Origin of the sequence: Streptomyces sp. 3211.6 (genome assembly GCF_003634815.1) — a bacterium.
Taxonomy (GTDB): Bacteria; Actinomycetota; Actinomycetes; order Streptomycetales; family Streptomycetaceae; genus Streptomyces; species Streptomyces katrae_A.
On the sequence record NZ_RBXC01000001.1, the window covers coordinates 3,516,544 to 3,533,035 of the forward strand.

Genomic DNA, 16,492 nt, shown 5'->3' on the forward strand with positions numbered 1-16,492 from the left:
CATGAACGACACCCCCGCCCGGCTGCTCACCCTGCTGTCCCTGCTCCAGACCCCGCGCGAGTGGCCGGGCAGCGAGCTGGCGGAGCGGCTGGGCGTGAGCGCGCGGACGATCCGGCGGGACATCGAGCGGCTGCGGGACCTGGGGTACCCGGTGGAGGCCACGCTGGGGGCGGTCGGCGGGTACCGCCTGGTGGCGGGCGCGGCCATGCCGCCGCTGCTGCTGGACGACGAGGAGGCCGTGGCCATCGCGGTGGGGCTGCGGGCGGGGGCCGGGCACGCGATCGAGGGGGTCGAGGAGGCCTCCGTGCGGGCGCTGGCGAAGCTGGAGCAGGTGCTGCCGGCCAGGCTGCGCCGCCGGGTGGGGGCGCTGCAGTCCGCCACGGTGGCAGTGACCCGGGGCGACGGGCCGAGCGTGGATCCGCGGACGCTGACGGCGATGGCCGCGGCGGTGGCGGGGCCGGAGCGGCTGCGGTTCGCGTACCGGGCGCGGGACGGGGTGGACTCGCGGCGGCTGGTGGAGCCGTACCGGCTGGTCAGCACGGGCAGCCGGTGGTACCTGGTGGCCTTCGACCTGGAGCGGGAGGACTGGCGCACGTTCCGGGTGGACCGGGTGAGCGAGCCGTTCCCGACGGGGGCGCGCTTCAGCCCGCGGCCGCTGCCGATGGAGGCGGCCGAGTTCGTGCGGCGCGGGCTGCGGGGCGCGGAGACCTACCCGGCGGACGTGTCCTTCGCGGCGCCGCCGCAGGAGCTGCCGGGGTGGCTGCGGGAGTGGGCGGTGGCCGAGGGGCCGGGGTCGCGGGTGCGCTTCGAGAGCGGCGACGGGCCGGAGTGGCTGGCGGCGCGGATGGCGCTGACGGGGCTGGAGTTCACGGTGAGGGGGCCGGAGTTCCTGGTCCGTGCGGCCGCGGCCCTGGCGACCCGGCTGGCCGGGGCGGCATCGGCGCCGTCCGGCGGTACGGGGCCGGCCGGGCCGGCGTAAGGGGGCGCGGGAGGTGCCGTGCGCGGCGCGGCGGCAGGGGGCCGGCGGCCGGGCCGGGGCAGGGGGGAGCCCCGGCACCCGGGGGGGGATGGGTGCCGGGGCTCGTCTCGGGGGCTTCGGCCGGGCGTCAGGCCGCGGGCCTCACGCGCCTCAGGCCACGGCGTCGAAACCGGTGTCGCGGGCCATCCGCTTCAGCTCCAGCAGGGCGTGCTTCTCGATCTGGCGGATCCGCTCGCGGGTCAGCCCGTGCTGCTTGCCGACCTCCGTCAGGGTCCGCTCGCGGCCGTCCTCGATGCCGTAACGCATCTTGATGATCGACGCGGTGCGCTGGTCGAGCTTGCCGAGCAGGTCCTCCAGTTCCTCGCTGCGCAGCAGCGCGAGCACGGACTGCTCGGGGGAGATCGCGCCGGTGTCCTCCAGCAGGTCGCCGAACTGGGTGTCGCCCTCGTCGTCCACGGACATGTTGAGGCTGACCGGGTCGCGCGCCCAGTCCAGCACGTCGCCGACGCGCTTCTCGGTGGAGTCGAGCTCGGCGGCGATCTCGGCGTGCTCCGGGTCGCGGCCGTTCTCGCGGTTGAACTCGCGCTGGATGCGGCGGATCCGGCCGAGCTCCTCCACCAGGTGGACGGGGAGGCGGATGGTGCGGGACTGGTCGGCGATGGAGCGGGTGATGGCCTGGCGGATCCACCACGTGGCGTACGTGGAGAACTTGAAGCCCTTGGTGTAGTCGAACTTCTCCACCGCGCGGACCAGGCCCGCGTTGCCCTCCTGGATCAGGTCGAGGAGGGGCAGTCCGCTGCGTGGGTAGCGCCGGGCGACGGCGACGACGAGGCGGAGGTTGGACCGGATGAAGACCTCCTTGGCGCGCTCCCCCTCGGCGGCCAGGACCTCCAGCTCCTCGCGCGCGGGGGTCTCCCCGTCGCGCTCGACCTCTCCGTCGAGGATCTGCCGGGCGTAGACGCCCGCCTCGATGATCTGCGAGAGCTCCACTTCCCGGGCGGCGTCGAGCAGCGGGGTGCGCGCGATCTCGTCCAGGTACATGCCGACCAGGTCGCGGTCGACGATTTCCCCGCCCGCGGCGCGGGCGCTGCTCGTGGACTGACGACGGGCGACGGCGCGGGTTGCCATGCGGTGCTCCCTTGCGATGCGATGAACGGTCGCGGTGCGTCTTCGGACACTCTCCCGAGTGCCCGCTTCCGAGGGAAACAACGACTGGAATCGGGACAGAATTCCCACACGCCTCCCTCTTTTCCGGGATCTTGCAGTATCCTGCCCCGCCGCCGCCCTGGCCGGGCGGTTCGGGCGGGCTGCCAGAACCAGAAGAGGTGCAGGTCAGACCCGCTCCGGGCACACCCGGGCGGTCCGCGCGGTCCCGGCACCGATGAGACGGCCGTCACACGCGGCACATCGGCCCCGGCACCGCTCACGGGCTGCACTCCCACCCCCCAAGACGGCCCGCGCGGGCTTCTGGTTGCCTGCCGGTCACCCGTTCGGGCGAGGCCTGGGCATATCCCTCCGGCACACCCCGGACCCGCCCTAGCGTCGTGGAGTCGCTTGTACCGCCCGGCCGACGACGCCCACACTGGAGGAGGAGGTGCTGCACCATGACCGCTCTGGCCCACGAGCCCACCGAGGCCGCCATGCCCCACTCAGAGCTGGACGAGGCCCTGTGGTCCGCATGGCGAGCCACGGTCGAGACACTCCCCGAGGGCTTCCACGCCGAGATCATCGAGGGGTCCATCGAGGTGTCGCCCACCGGTCGCTACTCACACGCCCGGGTGGCCAACCGCCTACGCCGCGCCCTGGACACATTCCTGGACGCCGGCGAACTCGCGGCCTACCAGGACATCAACGTCGTCCATGGGCGCAAGGTCTGGATCCCCGACGTCGTCGTAGCCCCCGAGGAGGCCGAGGAGCACGTCACCGAGGACGGCATCGGCCTCAAGGCCTCGGCCGTGGAAGTCGTCGTCGAGGTCGTCTCCCCGGGATACGACGGCACCGCACGCGACCGGGTGCGCAAGCGCCGGTCGTACGCCCGCGCCGGGATCCCCGTGTACGTCATCGTCGACGACTACGACGACGGGGGAAAGATCACCGTACTCACCTCACCCAACCCCCAGCGGGCCGACTACGCCGCAATGATCCGCGTCCCCTACGGCCGGGAGGCCACCATCCCGGACGGGCCGGCCAAGGGGTTCGTCATCGGAGAGGCGATCACCGGACCCGCCCGCGACGCCTCCTAGCCGAACTGCACCGACCGCTTCGACAGCCCCATCCAGAACCCGTCCACCGGGGTGGACTGGGCCGTGAGGTCGGAGCCGGCGGCGCCGAGGGTGACGAACAGCGGGGCGAAGTGTTCCGTGCGGGGGTGGGCCAGGCGGCCCGCCGGGGACTTGGCCTCGAAGTCGAGCAGGGCGTCCACGTCGTGGGCGGCCAGGGCCTCGCGGCCCCAGGCGTCGAACTCCGCCGACCAGCCGGGCACGCCGGGGCCGGTGTGCCGCAGGGCGGCCAGGTTGTGGGTGAAGAAGCCGCTGCCGACGATCAGCACGCCTTCGTCGCGCAGCGGTGCGAGCTTGCGGCCGATGTCCATCAGGCGGGCGGGGTCCAGGGTGGGCAGGGAGATCTGGAGGACCGGTATGTCGGCCTCGGGGTACATCTCGACGAGGGGGACGTACGCGCCGTGGTCGAGGCCGCGGTCCGGGACGTCCTGGACCGGGGTGCCGGGGGCCTTCAGCAGGGCGCGGACCGAGGCGGCGAGCTCCGGGGCGCCGGGGGCGCCGTAGCGGACGCGGTAGTAGTGCTCGGGAAAGCCCCAGAAGTCGTACACGAGGGGGGCCGGCTCGGTGGCGGCGAGGGCCAGGGGGGCCTCCTCCCAGTGGGCGGAGACCATCAGGATCGCGCGCGGCCGGGGCAGGCCCGCCGACCAGGCGGCGAGCTCGGAGGGCCACAGCGGGTCGTCGGCGAGCGGGGGCGCGCCGTGGCTGAGGTAGAGCGCCGGCATGCGGGCGGGGGCGGGGGCTGTGGTCATCGGGCGCTCCTCGGGCCGTCGGGCCGGTCGTACGGCGTACGTCGTCCGCGGGGAGGGCGTACTCGGTTCACCCGAAAAGACTAACCCCGCTTCGTTCAAATTTGAACGAAGCGGGGTTCTCAGTCATTCCCGCGCACGCGCCCCCGTCAGTGGGCGATCACCGGGACGAGGAGCTCGGCGTCCTCGGAGGCCGCGCCGGAGCCGGCGGCCACCGGGCCGCCCTGGCCCGGACGGCCGGTGTTGATCAGGGTGAACGCGATGGCCGCGCTGACCGCGAGGATGCCGACGGCCCACCAGATCGCCGAGGAGTAGCCCTCGACCATGGCCTGCGCCTGGACCAGCTGCCCCACGGCACCGCCCGCCGCGGCCTGGGCGGCGTGGTCGGTCAGGTAGGCGGTGGTCGCCGAGGCGGCGATGGTGTTCAGCAGGGCGGTGCCGATCGCGCCGCCGACCTGCTGGGAGGTGTTGACCATGGCCGAGGCCACACCGGCGTCGGCCGGGTTCACCCCGTACGTGGCCAGGGACATGGCCGGCATGAACGCGGTGCCCATGCCCAGACCCAGCAGCAGCTGCGCCGGCAGGATCAGCGCCGGGTAGGAGGATCCGACCTCCAGCTGGGTCAGCAGCAGCATGCCGGTGGCGGCGAGCAGGAAGCCCGGGCCCATCAGCAGCCGCGGCGCGACCCGGGTCATGAGGCGGGCGCCGATCTGGGTGGAGCCCGTGATCATGCCCGCGATCATCGGCAGGAAGGCGAAGCCGGTCTTGACGGGCGAGAAGCCCTTCACGACCTGGAGGTAGTAGGTCAGGAAGAGGAACAGGCCGAACATCGCAATGACGGCGAGGCCGAGCGAGAGGTAGACACCGCCGCGGTTGCGCTCCAGCAGGACGCGCAGCGGCAGCAGCGGGGACTTGACCTTGGACTCGACGCCCACGAAGGCCGCGAGCAGCACGACGGAGGCGATGAACAGGCCCACGGTGACCGGGTCCGTCCAGCCGGCGGACTCGGCGCGGGTGAACCCGTAGACGAGCGAGACCAGACCGAGGGTCGAGAGGACCACGCCGGGGATGTCGAGGCGGGCGCTGTTGCGGGAGCCGGCCGGCTCGCGGATGACCATCCACGCACCCGCGGCCGCGACGACCGCGAAGGGGATGTTGACGAAGAACGTCCAGCGCCAGTTGAGGTACTCGGTCAGGAAGCCGCCGAGGATCAGGCCGACGGCGCCGCCGCCGCCCGCGATCGCGCCGTAGATGCCGAAGGCCTTGGCGCGCTCCCTGGCGTCGGTGAAGGTGACCGCCAGCAGCGACAGCGCGGCCGGGGCGAGCAGCGCGCCGAAGGCGCCCTGGAGGGCGCGGGCCCCCAGCATCATCGCCTCGCCGTTCGCGGCGCCGCCGAGGGCGGAGGCCAGGGCGAAACCGGCGAGACCGGTGATGAAGGCGTTCTTGCGGCCCCACTTGTCGGCGATGCGGCCGCCGAAGAGGAGCAGACCGCCGAAGGCCAGCGCGTAGGCGGTGATGACCCACTGGCGGTTGCCGTCGGAGATGCCGAGGTCGGTCTGCGCGGAGGGCAGGGCGATGTTCACGATGGTCGCGTCGAGCACGACCATCAGCTGCGCCAGCGCGATGAAGACCAGGGCCTTCCAGCGACTGGGATCGGCGGCGGCAGCGGCAGCCGGCGAGGCGGACGCGGCTGTTTTGGACATGGGGGTACCCACTTCACTGTGCGTTCACTGTGCGGAACGAACGAACGGAATGACTGGAAAAGAAAGGAATGAAACGAAAAGAGGCAGTTTTCGAGACTACGGAAGGAGGAGGCTCCGCGTCACATGGTTTTCCGGCTGAGGTCCTGCAACGTGAGGGCCGTACCGGGGAGTTGGGAGCGGGCCGGGGGCCGCAGCCCGTCGAGGAAGAGCTGGAGGTGGCGGTGGACGAAGCCGCCCACCATCGTGCAGTCGGTCCCGGGGAGGGGACGGGCGAGCTGGGACAGGGCGAGCATCAGATCACCGGTGCCGATGTCGGCGCGGAGCAGGCCCGCGCTCTGGCCGGCGGCGACCAGGGCGTCCACGGCGGCCCCCAACGCCTCGCGCGCGGCGAGGAGTTCGGGGTGGTCGTGGTCGAAGCCGGACGTGAGCATCGTGCACAGGGCGCCGATCCGCTCGTCGGCCGCGGCGTGCGCGAAGCGGCAGAGCGCGGCGAAGGCGTCGGGCTCCTCCGCGAGGGCGTCCTCGGCCTGGGCGGTGACCCGGTCCATCACGTAGAGCACCACGTGGTGGACGAGGTCGGCCCGGTCGGGGAAGTGCCGGTACAGGGTGGCGTTGCCGATCCCGGCCCGGCGGGCGATCTCGTCGAGGGGGGCGTCCGCGCCGAACTCCACGAACATCTCGCGGGCCGCACCGAGGATCCGCTCCCGGTTGCGCACCGCGTCGGCGCGCGGCTTGGGCACCCGGGTGGCGGCGGCCGGAGCGGTGGCGGCGGCCGGAGCGGTGACGGTGGCCGGGGCGGTGGCGGTGGCGCTCTGCATTCCGGGCCTCCCTGGGCTGGAACTCGTACGGACGGACACTCCCCGAACCGGGGACTCGCTCCCCGCTTGCGGGAGCTCTCTTGCAAACGGGGAACCAGTCCCCGGTTATTTCACTCCTCCGTGTGACCCGCATCACGCCCGAATCCTGGGCTTCCGTCCCGTTTGGCCGCTTTCGACGCGCGGGCGTGTCGCAGCGGACGGAGGGTGAGCGCACAGAGAGCAGTCCGGACCCGGCCGGCTGCCGCGCACCCGAAGGCGATCTCCATGCCGCAGACCCGCCCCCGGATACGCAGACCCTGCCGCACCGGCGCGTTCATCGGCCTCACCGCCCTGGCCCTGGGCGTCACCGCCACCGCCAGCGGGGGCATCCACGGCCGCGGGCACGCCACCTCGGGCCCCAAGGCCGCCAGTGCCGAATCCGCCCTGGCGCCCTGCCGGATCTCCGCGACCATGGGCGTCCAGATGTCGGAGGGCCTGCCGACCGCGCCCGGGTACGCCCGCTCGACGGGCGAGGTACGCGCCCTCAACCTGATGATCGATTTCCCCGACGCCAAGGGAGAGGGCTCGGCGATGGACCGGCTGGCGGAGTTCTTCCCCCAGACCTCCGACTGGTTCCGCACCAGTTCCTACGGCCGGCTGACCTACCGGGCCGAGGCCCCGATACGGAACTGGCTGCGGATGCCGATGCCCTTCGCGGCGTACGGGATCGAGCGCGGCTCCCCCTACGAGCCGGGCTACCGCCAGCTGGTCGAGCACATCGCGCGGGCCGCCGACGCCGAGGTGGACTTCAGCCGCTACGACCTGATCAACATCCTGGTCACCCCGAACGCCGGACCGTCCGCGCTGGACACCGTCCTGTCGGTCACCTTCTCCGGCAACGGGGAGGCGCCCATGGCCGACGGGGTGCCGCTCGCGAACACGTCCTTCGTCTACAGCCGGCAGGACGACGGCTCCGGCTCCTACCGGGAGACCGGCTACCGGGTGCTGCCGCACGAGAACGGGCACGTCTTCGGACTGCCCGACCTCTACACCACCGACGGCGGCGGCACGGTCGGGCACTGGGACATCATGAGCGAGGACTGGGGCGCCAACAACGACCTCCTCGGCTGGCACAAGTGGAAGCTGGGCTGGCTCGACGCGTCCCAGATCAGCTGCGCCTCCAAGCCGGGCGCCAGCGAGCACCTGCTGACCCCGCTGGCCGCGGCGGGCGGCACGAAGCTGGCCTTCGTCCCCCTCTCGGAGAGCGCCGGCTACGCCATCGAGGTGCGCACCCGGGCCGGGAACGACGAGGCCGTCTGCAAACCCGGGGTGCTGATCTACAAGGTGGACTCGGAGGTGGACACCGGGCGCGGGCCGGTGACGGTCTCGGACAGCGCGAACGGCAGCGGCGGGTGCACGCGCCGCCCCAACGTGCACGCCGAGCTGTCGGACGCGCCGTTCCGGCCGGGCGAGACCTTCACCGACGACAAGGCGCACATCAGCATCGCGGTGCTGGCGGCCCTCCCGGACGGCGGCTTCCGGGTCCGCGTCACCCGCCCCTGACCCCTTCCACACGAGGAGCGCTCCCCATGAACACCACCCCCGAAGAACGCCTGGCGGCCGCCGGGCTGAAACTCCCGCCGGTCGCCCCGCCCGTCGCCGTGTACGTGCCGGCGGTGGTGAGCGGCCACTACGTGTACACCTCCGGCCAGCTGCCCATGGTGGACGGGGCACTGCAGCGCACCGGGAAGGTGGGCGGCGAGGTCACCCCGGAGGAGGGCGCCGAACTGGCCCGGCAGTGCGCGCTGAACGCCCTCGCCGCCGTGGCCTCGGTGGCCGGGGACCTGTCCGCCGTGAAACGGGTGGTGAAGGTCGTCGGCTTCGTGGCCTCCACCCCCGACTTCACCGGCCAGCCGGGCGTGGTCAACGGCGCGAGCGAACTGCTGGGCACCGCCTTCGGCGACGCGGGCATCCACGCACGCAGCGCGGTCGGGGTGGCCGTACTGCCGCTGGACGCGCCGGTGGAGGTCGAACTCACCGTGGAACTCCACACCCCGATGGGGGTCTGAACAGACCGTCCAGGGCGTTCAGGCGGTGACGGGCAGCGCGCGCAGCGCACGGAACCTGAACGTGGTGCTCCACTCCAGCTCCCGTACGGGCACCGCCGGCCGCAGCCCCGGCAGCCGCCGCAGCAGGGTCCCGAGGGCGAGCGTGACCTGCGTACGGGCCAGCGGTGCGCCGAGGCAGTAGTGCACCCCGTGCCCGAGGGCCAGGTGGGCCTTGTCGGCCCGGCCGGGATCGAAGCGGTCCGGGTCGGGGTAGCGGGCCGGGTCCCGGTGGGCGGAGGCGATCGAGAACAGCACCGTGTCGCCCGCGGGGATCCGTACGCCGCCGATCTCGACCGGCTCGGTCGGGAAGCGGCGGATGGCGGTGTGGTTGGGGACCGCGTACCGGAAGAGCTCCTCGACGGCCTCCGGCAGCAGCTCCGGGCGCTCCAGCCCGTGCGTCAGGAGGGTGAGCAGACCGCCGCTGATCAGGTGCTGGACGTTCTCGCTTCCCGCCATGAGGATCAGGAAGGCGAGGGAGACCAGCTCGTCCTCGCCGAGCCGGTCGCCGGAGTCCCGGGCGGCGATCAGCCCCGACAGGATGTCGTCGCCGGGGGCGGCGCGCCGCGCGGCGACGAGCTCCACCAGGTACCCGTGGACGCTGCGCACCGCCCCGGCGAGCTCCTCGCCGCTGCCGGGCAGGAGCATCGACCCGATCCACCCGGCGAACCGCCCGTACTCCTCCTCCGGCACGGCCAGCAGGTCCCCGATGACCTTCAGCGGCAGCGGCCTGGCGAACTCGGCGACCACGTCGGCGGTCCCCTCGGCCTCCAGCCGCGCGACGAGCCGGTCCCCGAACGCGTCGACCGCCGCCTGGATCGCCGTGCGCATCCCCTCGACGTGCCGGGGCGTGAACCCCTGCGCCACCAGGCGGCGCAGCCTCAGGTGGTCCTCGGGGCCGATGTTCAGCAGGTTCGCGTCCAGCGCGGGAGGCAGCGAGAAGCCCTTGAACCCGCCCCGGGAGTGCCGCTTGTCCACCGAGAACCTGCCGTCGGCCAGCCCCGCGCGCACATCGGCCTCGTGCGTCACGAGCCACACCGGCGCCCCGTCGGGCAGCGCGACCCGGTGCACGGACCCCTCGGCGCGCAGCCGCGCGTACACGGCATAGGGGTCCACCGCGAACCCCTCCCCGAACGGCTGCGGCAACACGGCGGTCTCGGCGCTCGCGACGGCTTCGGTCATGTTTCTCCCCCTCGGTACGGAACGGCCCCCGCGACGATTATGCGGGCGCGGACCCCCGGCGTGATCTTGTCCGGCGAAGGCCTCCGGGCGGGCGACGGCGAGGAGTTCACGGCTGCGTACCAGGCCGCCGCGCAGGACCGGGCGGTGGAACCCTGGACGAGGAGGCCGGCCGCGGTGTCCGGGCGCGCGGCCCCGTAGGCGAGGGCGACGTACCCGCCCAGCGAGACCGCCGCCACCAGCGGACGGCGCCCGGTGGCCCGGGTGGCCTCCTCGACGGCCGCCCCGACCCCCGCGTCCGCCCCGGCGGGAAACCGGCCCACGGAGCCGCTACCTGATCCGCTACGCTGTGCCTGGACCGCCTCACGGCGGCCCGGGCCTCCACGAGGCCCCGCCTTCGTAGCTCAGGGGATAGAGCACCGCTCTCCTAAAGCGGGTGTCGCAGGTTCGAATCCTGCCGGGGGCACCAGGGAAAAGACCACCTACCGATTTTGGTAGGTGGTCTTTGACATCCACGGCTGACATCAACAGCAACGGTCAGGAACGGCCCGGGCGCCTCCTGAGCAGGCGGTCCATGTGGCTGATCGCCTCACGCTGCGTGTCCTGGACGACGTGCGTGTACACGTCCATCGCGATGCTGATCTGGCTGTGGCCGAGGATCTCCATCACCACGCGGGGAGGCACCCCCAGCAGCAGTGAGCAGTGTGGCGCATCCGTGCCGGGCGTCATGGAGACGGATGACCCGCAGGCCGTCGGCGACGGCTACACGCGTGAAGGACCGGTACACGTTGTGCGGCTCGATCGGCCGGCCGTTGCGGGTGGCGAAGACGTACCCGCCTGCGTCCCACGACTCCCCCACCGTCCGTGAGGCGGCGATCTGGCGTATGCGGTGCCAGCGGAGCAGGGCGATGCACATCGCTGGGAGCGGTACGGTCCGGCGACGACGGCCCTTGGGGTCGTCGTCGTACAGCACGCCCCTCCGGCGCTGGGTCTGCTGGCGAACGTGGAGCACGCACCCGCTTGTCGAGGAGGCATGTCGGTAAGGGAGGGATCCTGCGGGCGCTCCACATGCGTGTGGGTCGACGGCAGACGGGATGGGAGTTGGGGAGAGTGGTGGCTGAGGGAGCAGCTACAGCCAGAGGGACCAAACGCTTGCCACAGTGCCGCAGGCAATACCCGCCCCAGCAAGCCACGCAGGCCCTCGGAGTTCCGACATCGCTTGCTGAAGGATCAGCCGCTGCATCCACTCATAGGTGTACGTGGTACGCCCGACATTGAATTTAGGCGCCCGAATTGCATACATTGCTTCAGACCGGTCCGTCATACTTGGATATGCACCCTCAGGAGCTTCTATCACGACGTCGATGGCGTCGAGATCAGATACCAACCGCGCGTACTCCCTGCGAGTTGCTCGCCAACCCCAGAGCAATGCGGTGACAGGAAGAACGCCCCCAAGGACGGCAAAGATCGCCGCAACCGATTTCATGGACGCACCCTAGGCGACCGATCCAGCTAGAGCCACGGATCAGAAGACGGGCCGTGCCCTGCCCGCGCCCGTTCCGTGGGGAAGCAGCGGGGAATGACGGTCGTCAGCAGACAACGCCCACACAAACAGCCCCTGACCGTCTTGCCTGGCCAGGGGCCGTTCGCCTGCGGTGGGGTGTGGGATTTGAACCCACGGCGACTCGCGCCACGACGGTTTCCAAGACCGCCGGCGCCGCACCCTCCGCGTCGTCGCGTACGCCGAGCCTGGGGTGGCCTCTTAGGGGAAGGTGCAGTCAACTCCAAGGCTGAACAGGCGGATTACCGGCCGGTCGAAGGCAGGTCGGCGGTATCGTGCCGTCGACTGTCCACCACCACCCTTGACCGGGAGCGACTCCGCGATGTCTGGCCTGACCGACGTGCCGCGCGAACATGAACCCGAGACCCCTCACAGGTACGAATCGTGAGTGGGTGATGTCTTGCGTCACCTCGCATACGAAGACCAGCGGCTGTCCGAGGCGGACACACTCACCCATCTCCCCGAGGACTTCGTACTGACCTGGGAGGGCGTAGACGCGATCCTCTCCGCCGCCTGGAAGACCGACAGGGAAGAACTCAAATGGACCATGCATGTCCAAATAGCCAGGCAAGTCAGATACGCCAGTGGCGGTGCATACGTCTTCCACCTCAGGTACGGGTCACCTGACCGATACAAACGGTACGTACGACTTGAGAATTTTTTCACAGCGGACTCGAATTCCACCTGGGGTGACCTCGTTGAAGAGGTCATTGAATCCCTCAATGACCCAAAACAAGAGTACGGATGGACCCTGGAGCCCGCTCAACAACACGAGTACGCGAACAGCGTTATCACCTACCGGCGAAACGTCGCGACGGCGGAGCGCCGTATACGCAGGGCTCTTCTGTCGCGGTGGCTCCGGCTGGTGCCGCTTGTGATGATGCCGCTGGTTCTGGCAGTGGCCGGGTGGGGAAACCTGTGGCCGGAGGACGTGCCGGCGCTGCGCACGTTCAACATCGTGACCATCGCGGTGATGCTGGTCCTGGTGGTGGTGTTCCTAGTCGGCTTCTTCCTGCGGGTGAAGGACGAGAAACACGGTGTCAGGTCGGTGTTCCAGCTCCGCAGAGATCTGGAGATCATCCATGACCGGTGGACTCTCAACGCCGCAAAGACCCGCCCGACGACGGAGCGGCGGGACAGCTACCGGGAGCACGTACCGCGGGTGATAGATCGCTTGCGGCGGGATACACGGCTCTACCGGCGTATTCACAACTGGTTTCAGTGGGGGGTGTTCTTCGCGTCGGTGGGGACCACGGCGACTACGGCCTTCTGGGAGACCCCGCAGCCGGGTAAGACGATCCTGATCGTTTTGGGGTCGTTTCTGGCGTTCGCTACCGCCGTGACGGGCTACTTCAAATTCCGTGAGCGGGCGTACAACCTTCAGCAGACCGCAGATCAGGTAGAGCAGCATGCCACAGCCTTTGATCTGGGGATTGCGCCATACGCAGATGAGGACGCGGCGGTAAACCTGGAGAGGTTCGCGGAGAACGTAGAGATGCTTCGGATGGAGCAGCGCAAGCGGGAACAACAGTTGGAACAGCCGCATCAGGGCCAGGCCGACGTCATCTGACCGTTGCGAGAACTCTTGTGGCGCACGGGGCCTCCGGAGCCGTGTGCCCTGCTGTGCTCCCGTGTGCGCCTTCCCAGCCTGGGTGCGCGGCGAGACGCTGCGAGCGTCCGTGTGGTGAAGGGGGAAGGAGACACGAGCAAGTGACCCAGCCGAGGTGTGGGGCTCCGAAGAAGGACGGTGGTCGGTGCACAAGGCTGGCCATCGTAGGTAGCGGCCAATGCCACCTGCATCAGGGTGAGTGGACAGCGCGAGGCAAAGCAGACCGCGAGGAGGCCGAAGCCAAGGCGAAGAAGCGGGCGCTTCGGAAGAAGAAGTGGTCTTGGTGGTGATCGACCTCTGACATCCGCGGCTGACAACAACGTGAGTGGACCGTGGCGCCCGCGAGCAGCCGAGGAGAGACGATGCGTCCTGGGGTCGACCCGCATCGGGTTGCCCCCAGGCGAACTCCTAAAGCGGGTGTCGCAGGTTCGAATCCTGCCGGGGGCACAGTGACGGGAGGCCCTCAGCCGGGATCGGCTGGGGGCCTTCGTCGTGGCCGGGGGGCGGGCGGCGTCAGGCGACCAGGTCCGCGTAGAGGATCACGTTGTTGGTGCGGTGGCCGTTCTCGATGTCGCCGCCGCAGGTCAGGAGGCGGAGCTCCGGGCGGGCGGTGTCCGCGTAGACCTTCTGGGTGGGGAAGTCCTTCTTGTTGACGTCCTCGATCTCGCGGATCTTGAACCTCGCCGTGCTGCCGTCCTCGCGCGGGACCTCCACCAGGTCGCCGAGTCCGATCTTCGCGACGTCCTTCATCAGGGCCGGGCCGTGCTTCGTGTCGAAGTGGGCCACGAGGACCGAGACGCCCTTTTCGCCCGGGGTCGCGCCCTGGGTCCACCAGCCGGGGGTGTCCGCCTCCGTGTCGGGGTCGGGGACGTTCAGCTCGCCGGTGGCGGGGTCGGTCTTGAGGGCGAGCATCCGGTGGGCGTCCACCCCCGCCGCCTCGATCCTCAGGCCCGTGGGCCGGGAGCGCTCCAGGGCGGGGGCCGGGGACGGGGCCGGGGCGGCGCCGGTGGGGGTGATCTTCGGGGCCGGCGGGAGCCTCGTCGCCGAGGCGGTGCCGCAGGCCGTGAGGGCGAGGGCGGCGGCCGTGAGGGTCAGGGCGGTGGCGGCCAGGGTGCGCGGGATCGGGGCGGGGGTGCGGTTGGGGGTGCGGGTGGGCGTGGGGGGCGTGGGCGTGGGGGGCATGGGGGGACGCTATGCGGGGCGTGTACGGGGGGTGCGTCGGTGAGGTAACAGCTGCCCGGAGGGTCGGGCGCGGAGTCGTAAAGAGCCCTCCCGGGGAGGGGAGGGCTGACGTCAGCTGAGGCCCCTGCTGCGTTCGCCGATGCGGTCGCCCTGGGGGGTGCCGGACCGCTTGAGGGCGGCCTTGGTGTGTGCCCCGCCCTTCACCTTGGTGCGGAGGGGGCCTTCGAAACCGTGCTCGGGGCCGTGGCCCTGCGCGCGCCGCGTCTGGAGCTGGAGCTGCTCGACCGCCTTGGCGACCGCGGCCTGCACTTCCTGCTTCTGCTCTTTGCTCATCCCGTCGTCAACTCCTTCGGGAAGCGAAGCGACCAATCGGATTAATGGGATGGTATGCGGATGTGTGGCGTCGTGCACCCGGGCCGTTCGTCACGGGCGGCCCGCCGTCCCCCGGACGGTGCGCAGCAGCTCCTCCGGGCAGGGCGTCCCCCGCGGGAGCTGGTACTTCGCCGCGATCCGGTACTCCCCGGGCGCCGGGGCCAGCAGCTCCGTCCACGCGTCGCCCATGCCGTCGGGGGCGGCCTTGAACAGGCACCCGGCGGTGTTGGCGTACTCCTTCGGTGCCCCTGCCCCCGCCGCGCCCCGCGCCTTCGACGCCGGGGTCTCCTGCGGCGGCTCCACGGCCTTGCCCGCGGCGTCCACCAGGCCCAGCCACGGCGAGTGCGGGATCCGCACCAGCACCCGGCCCGGCGCCGAGACGTCCACGACCAGCTGGTCCGCTCCCGCCCGGACCACCCGTGCCGGCCCGCTCACCAGGCTCGTCGGATCCTCCACCTGGAACAGCCGCCAGTTCTCGTCGCCCCAGATCTGCCGCAGGTACGGCAGCCCCCCGCGCAGCAGCTCCGCCTCCGCCTCCCCGCCCGAGTCGGGCTTGTCGGCGGGCAGCACCACGTAGTGCACGGCCCAGCGCTCCAGCCAGCCCCGGTAGCTCTCGGCGGTGAGGGTGTCGTCGTAGAAGAGCGGGTTGCGCTCCAGGTCGGCCTGGCGGTTCCAGCCGCGCGCGAGGTTCACGTACGCCGGGAAGGCCGAGGACTCGCGGTGGCTGCTGGCCGGGACCACCTCCACCCGGCCCCGGTCGGCGCCGGCCTTCTGCAGCTGGTCGACCAGCGGGGCCAGCTCGCGGTTCCAGGCGGCCACCGGGGTGGTGCGGACGATGTCGGTGATGCTGTTGGTGGTGATCCAGGCGTTGAGGCCGACGAACGCCAGCAGTACGGCGTACCGGCGCCGGGTGCGGGGGGCCTCGTAGGGCAGGGCCGCGAGCAGGACCGCCCCGCCGAAGAGCATGACCAGGCGGGTGGCGTTCGAGCCGATCTGGGAGTCGATCACCCAGGTCAGGAACACCCCGAGGGCGTACACCGCCGCGGCGATCCGTACCGTCTTCCACCGCTTGGGCACGAGGAAGGCGATGGCCAGCCCGAAGACGAACGGCAGCCAGGCCGAGCCGATCTTCATCGGCTGGGTCCCGGAGAACGGGAACAGCCAGGCCGACAGCCCGACCACCGCCGCCGGGGCCAGCCCCAGGGCGTACGCGCCCGGGCGCCGCCGGCTCAGGAACAGCGCGGCCGCGACCACCCCGAGGAACAGCCCCGCGACCGGACTCGCGGCGGTCGCCAGCCCGGCCAGCGGCGCGGCGACGGCGGCCTTGGCCCAGCGCCGCCGGGCCCACTTGCGGGGCCAGCAGAAGACGGCGGCGACGGCCCCCAGCGCGAACAGGGTCCCGAGCCCGAAGGTGACGCGGCCCGAGAGGGCGTTGCAGAACAGTCCGTAGACCCCGGCCAGGGCCGGCCACAGCGGGCGCCGGACGGCACCCCGGCAGCGGGTCAGGACCAGGGCGAGCAGGGCCGCCGAGCAGGTCCCGGCGATCATCATCGTGGTGCGGACCCCGAGCACGTGCATGACGTACGGGGACACCACGCTGTACGAGACCGGGTGCATACCGCCGTACCAGGCGAGGTTGTACGCCGTGTCCGGGTGCCGGCCGACGAACTCCGCCCACGCGTCCTGCGCGGCCAGGTCCCCGCCGCTGTTGGCGAAGCAGAAGAACCAGACGACGTGCAGGACGGCCGCCACGGCGGCGGCCACCGGCACCGGGTGGCGGTGCGCCCAGCCCAGGACGCCGCCCGCCGGATCCGCGGCGGGCGGTTGCCGTCTCTGGCCGGGTACCCGGCCTCCGGGCTTGTGCTGCTCAGCTGTGGTCACGACCGATGCTCTCTTCCCGACACCGGCACGGCACGTTCGTTCGTCCCGTCCCGGCTCCCTGGACGCGCCACGGCGCCCCGGGGTTGCCCGGGGCGCCGT

General features: G+C 71.5%; 14 protein-coding genes, 2 tRNA genes and 1 pseudogene. 6 read left to right on the forward strand and 11 right to left on the reverse strand.

The features are described from left to right. Position 1 precedes the first annotated feature (1 nt). On the forward strand, positions 2-979 hold the full coding sequence (locus BX286_RS16025) for a YafY family protein (protein ID WP_079427775.1): 978 nt from the start codon (positions 2-4) through the stop codon (positions 977-979). A gap of 150 nt (positions 980-1,129) precedes the next feature. Here BX286_RS16025 and BX286_RS16030 read toward each other — a convergent pair whose 3' ends face one another. Further along, a complete protein-coding gene (locus BX286_RS16030) occupies positions 1,130-2,107 on the reverse strand; it encodes an RNA polymerase sigma factor RpoD/SigA (protein ID WP_079427777.1) in 978 nt (325 codons plus the stop codon). 476 nt (positions 2,108-2,583) lie between these two features. On the opposite strand from BX286_RS16030, the gene BX286_RS16035 reads away from it, so the two are divergent. Beyond that, the gene (locus BX286_RS16035; protein WP_121015277.1) at positions 2,584-3,222 is read left to right on the forward strand and encodes a Uma2 family endonuclease; all 639 of its coding nucleotides are present in this window, start codon (positions 2,584-2,586) and stop codon (positions 3,220-3,222) included. Here the strand turns inward: BX286_RS16035 and BX286_RS16040 are convergent. The 3 genes from BX286_RS16040 to BX286_RS16050 form a co-directional block, all read right to left on the reverse strand. Continuing rightward, on the reverse strand, positions 3,219-4,007 hold the full coding sequence (locus BX286_RS16040) for a dioxygenase (protein ID WP_261993437.1): 789 nt from the start codon (positions 4,005-4,007) through the stop codon (positions 3,219-3,221). The genes BX286_RS16035 and BX286_RS16040 overlap by 4 nt on opposite strands. A 146-nt stretch (positions 4,008-4,153) precedes the next feature. Continuing rightward, entirely contained in the window at positions 4,154-5,707 is a 1,554-nt protein-coding gene (locus BX286_RS16045) for an MFS transporter (RefSeq protein ID WP_079427783.1), read from the reverse strand. 119 nt (positions 5,708-5,826) lie between these two features. Next, positions 5,827-6,525, reverse strand: a complete 699-nt coding sequence (locus tag BX286_RS16050) for a TetR/AcrR family transcriptional regulator (RefSeq protein ID WP_121015279.1) — start codon at positions 6,523-6,525, stop codon at positions 5,827-5,829. 264 nt (positions 6,526-6,789) lie between these two features. On the opposite strand from BX286_RS16050, the gene BX286_RS16055 reads away from it, so the two are divergent. Continuing rightward, the gene (locus tag BX286_RS16055) at positions 6,790-8,067 is read left to right on the forward strand and encodes a M6 family metalloprotease domain-containing protein (RefSeq protein ID WP_079427787.1); all 1,278 of its coding nucleotides are present in this window, start codon (positions 6,790-6,792) and stop codon (positions 8,065-8,067) included. 26 nt (positions 8,068-8,093) lie between these two features. After that, positions 8,094-8,573 (forward strand): RidA family protein, encoded by a 480-nt coding sequence (locus BX286_RS16060; RefSeq protein WP_079427789.1) that lies wholly within the window; start codon positions 8,094-8,096, stop codon positions 8,571-8,573. 18 nt (positions 8,574-8,591) lie between these two features. Here BX286_RS16060 and BX286_RS16065 read toward each other — a convergent pair whose 3' ends face one another. Next, complete coding sequence (locus BX286_RS16065; protein ID WP_121015281.1) at positions 8,592-9,791, reverse strand: cytochrome P450; 1,200 nt, start codon at positions 9,789-9,791, stop codon at positions 8,592-8,594. Then, a complete protein-coding gene (locus tag BX286_RS16070; RefSeq protein ID WP_121015283.1) occupies positions 9,788-10,111 on the reverse strand; it encodes a hypothetical protein in 324 nt (107 codons plus the stop codon). Before BX286_RS16070 ends, BX286_RS16065 begins: the two co-directional genes overlap by 4 nt. A gap of 70 nt (positions 10,112-10,181) precedes the next feature. Between BX286_RS16070 and BX286_RS16075 the strand changes: the two genes are divergently transcribed. Continuing rightward, positions 10,182-10,257 (forward strand) — tRNA-Arg (locus BX286_RS16075). Between the two features lie 68 nt (positions 10,258-10,325). On the opposite strand, the pseudogene BX286_RS16080 reads toward BX286_RS16075, so the two are convergent. Together BX286_RS16080 and BX286_RS36085 are read right to left on the reverse strand one after the other, a co-directional pair. Continuing rightward, positions 10,326-10,800, reverse strand: a pseudogene (locus BX286_RS16080) (tyrosine-type recombinase/integrase); the annotation flags it as partial. A 639-nt stretch (positions 10,801-11,439) separates the two neighbouring features. Next, a tRNA-OTHER gene (locus tag BX286_RS36085) sits at positions 11,440-11,518 on the reverse strand. Positions 11,519-11,737: 219 nt separating this feature from the next. Between BX286_RS36085 and BX286_RS37005 the strand changes: the two genes are divergently transcribed. After that, positions 11,738-12,919 carry a DUF4231 domain-containing protein gene (locus BX286_RS37005; RefSeq protein WP_121015285.1) on the forward strand — a complete coding sequence of 394 codons (1,182 nt, stop codon included), beginning with the start codon at positions 11,738-11,740 and terminating at the stop codon, positions 12,917-12,919. A 552-nt stretch (positions 12,920-13,471) separates the two neighbouring features. Here the strand turns inward: BX286_RS37005 and BX286_RS16095 are convergent. The 3 genes from BX286_RS16095 to BX286_RS16105 form a co-directional block, all read right to left on the reverse strand. Continuing rightward, positions 13,472-14,140 (reverse strand): sortase domain-bontaining protein, encoded by a 669-nt coding sequence (locus BX286_RS16095; protein WP_121015287.1) that lies wholly within the window; start codon positions 14,138-14,140, stop codon positions 13,472-13,474. A gap of 111 nt (positions 14,141-14,251) precedes the next feature. Beyond that, the gene (locus tag BX286_RS16100; protein ID WP_121015289.1) at positions 14,252-14,473 is read right to left on the reverse strand and encodes a hypothetical protein; all 222 of its coding nucleotides are present in this window, start codon (positions 14,471-14,473) and stop codon (positions 14,252-14,254) included. Between the two features lie 90 nt (positions 14,474-14,563). After that, complete coding sequence (locus BX286_RS16105; RefSeq protein WP_398898585.1) at positions 14,564-16,393, reverse strand: MFS transporter; 1,830 nt, start codon at positions 16,391-16,393, stop codon at positions 14,564-14,566. Positions 16,394-16,492: the final 99 nt, after the last annotated feature.

What these genes read in the sequence shown, in the direction of transcription:
- BX286_RS16100 (WP_121015289.1), bottom strand. Translation starts at nt 14,473, where the DNA reads ATGAGCAAAGAGCAGAAGCAGGAAGTGCAGGCCGCGGTCGCCAAGGCG.
- BX286_RS16050 (WP_121015279.1), bottom strand. Translation starts at nt 6,525, where the DNA reads ATGCAGAGCGCCACCGCCACCGCCCCGGCCACCGTCACCGCTCCGGCC.
- BX286_RS16025 (WP_079427775.1), top strand. Translation starts at nt 2, where the DNA reads ATGAACGACACCCCCGCCCGGCTGCTCACCCTGCTGTCCCTGCTCCAG.
- BX286_RS16095 (WP_121015287.1), bottom strand. Translation starts at nt 14,140, where the DNA reads ATGCCCCCCACGCCCACGCCCCCCACGCCCACCCGCACCCCCAACCGC.
- BX286_RS16040 (WP_261993437.1), bottom strand. Translation starts at nt 4,007, where the DNA reads ATGACCACAGCCCCCGCCCCCGCCCGCATGCCGGCGCTCTACCTCAGC.
- BX286_RS16065 (WP_121015281.1), bottom strand. Translation starts at nt 9,791, where the DNA reads ATGACCGAAGCCGTCGCGAGCGCCGAGACCGCCGTGTTGCCGCAGCCG.
- BX286_RS16055 (WP_079427787.1), top strand. Translation starts at nt 6,790, where the DNA reads ATGCCGCAGACCCGCCCCCGGATACGCAGACCCTGCCGCACCGGCGCG.
- BX286_RS16035 (WP_121015277.1), top strand. Translation starts at nt 2,584, where the DNA reads ATGACCGCTCTGGCCCACGAGCCCACCGAGGCCGCCATGCCCCACTCA.
- BX286_RS16060 (WP_079427789.1), top strand. Translation starts at nt 8,094, where the DNA reads ATGAACACCACCCCCGAAGAACGCCTGGCGGCCGCCGGGCTGAAACTC.
- BX286_RS16045 (WP_079427783.1), bottom strand. Translation starts at nt 5,707, where the DNA reads ATGTCCAAAACAGCCGCGTCCGCCTCGCCGGCTGCCGCTGCCGCCGCC.
- BX286_RS16030 (WP_079427777.1), bottom strand. Translation starts at nt 2,107, where the DNA reads ATGGCAACCCGCGCCGTCGCCCGTCGTCAGTCCACGAGCAGCGCCCGC.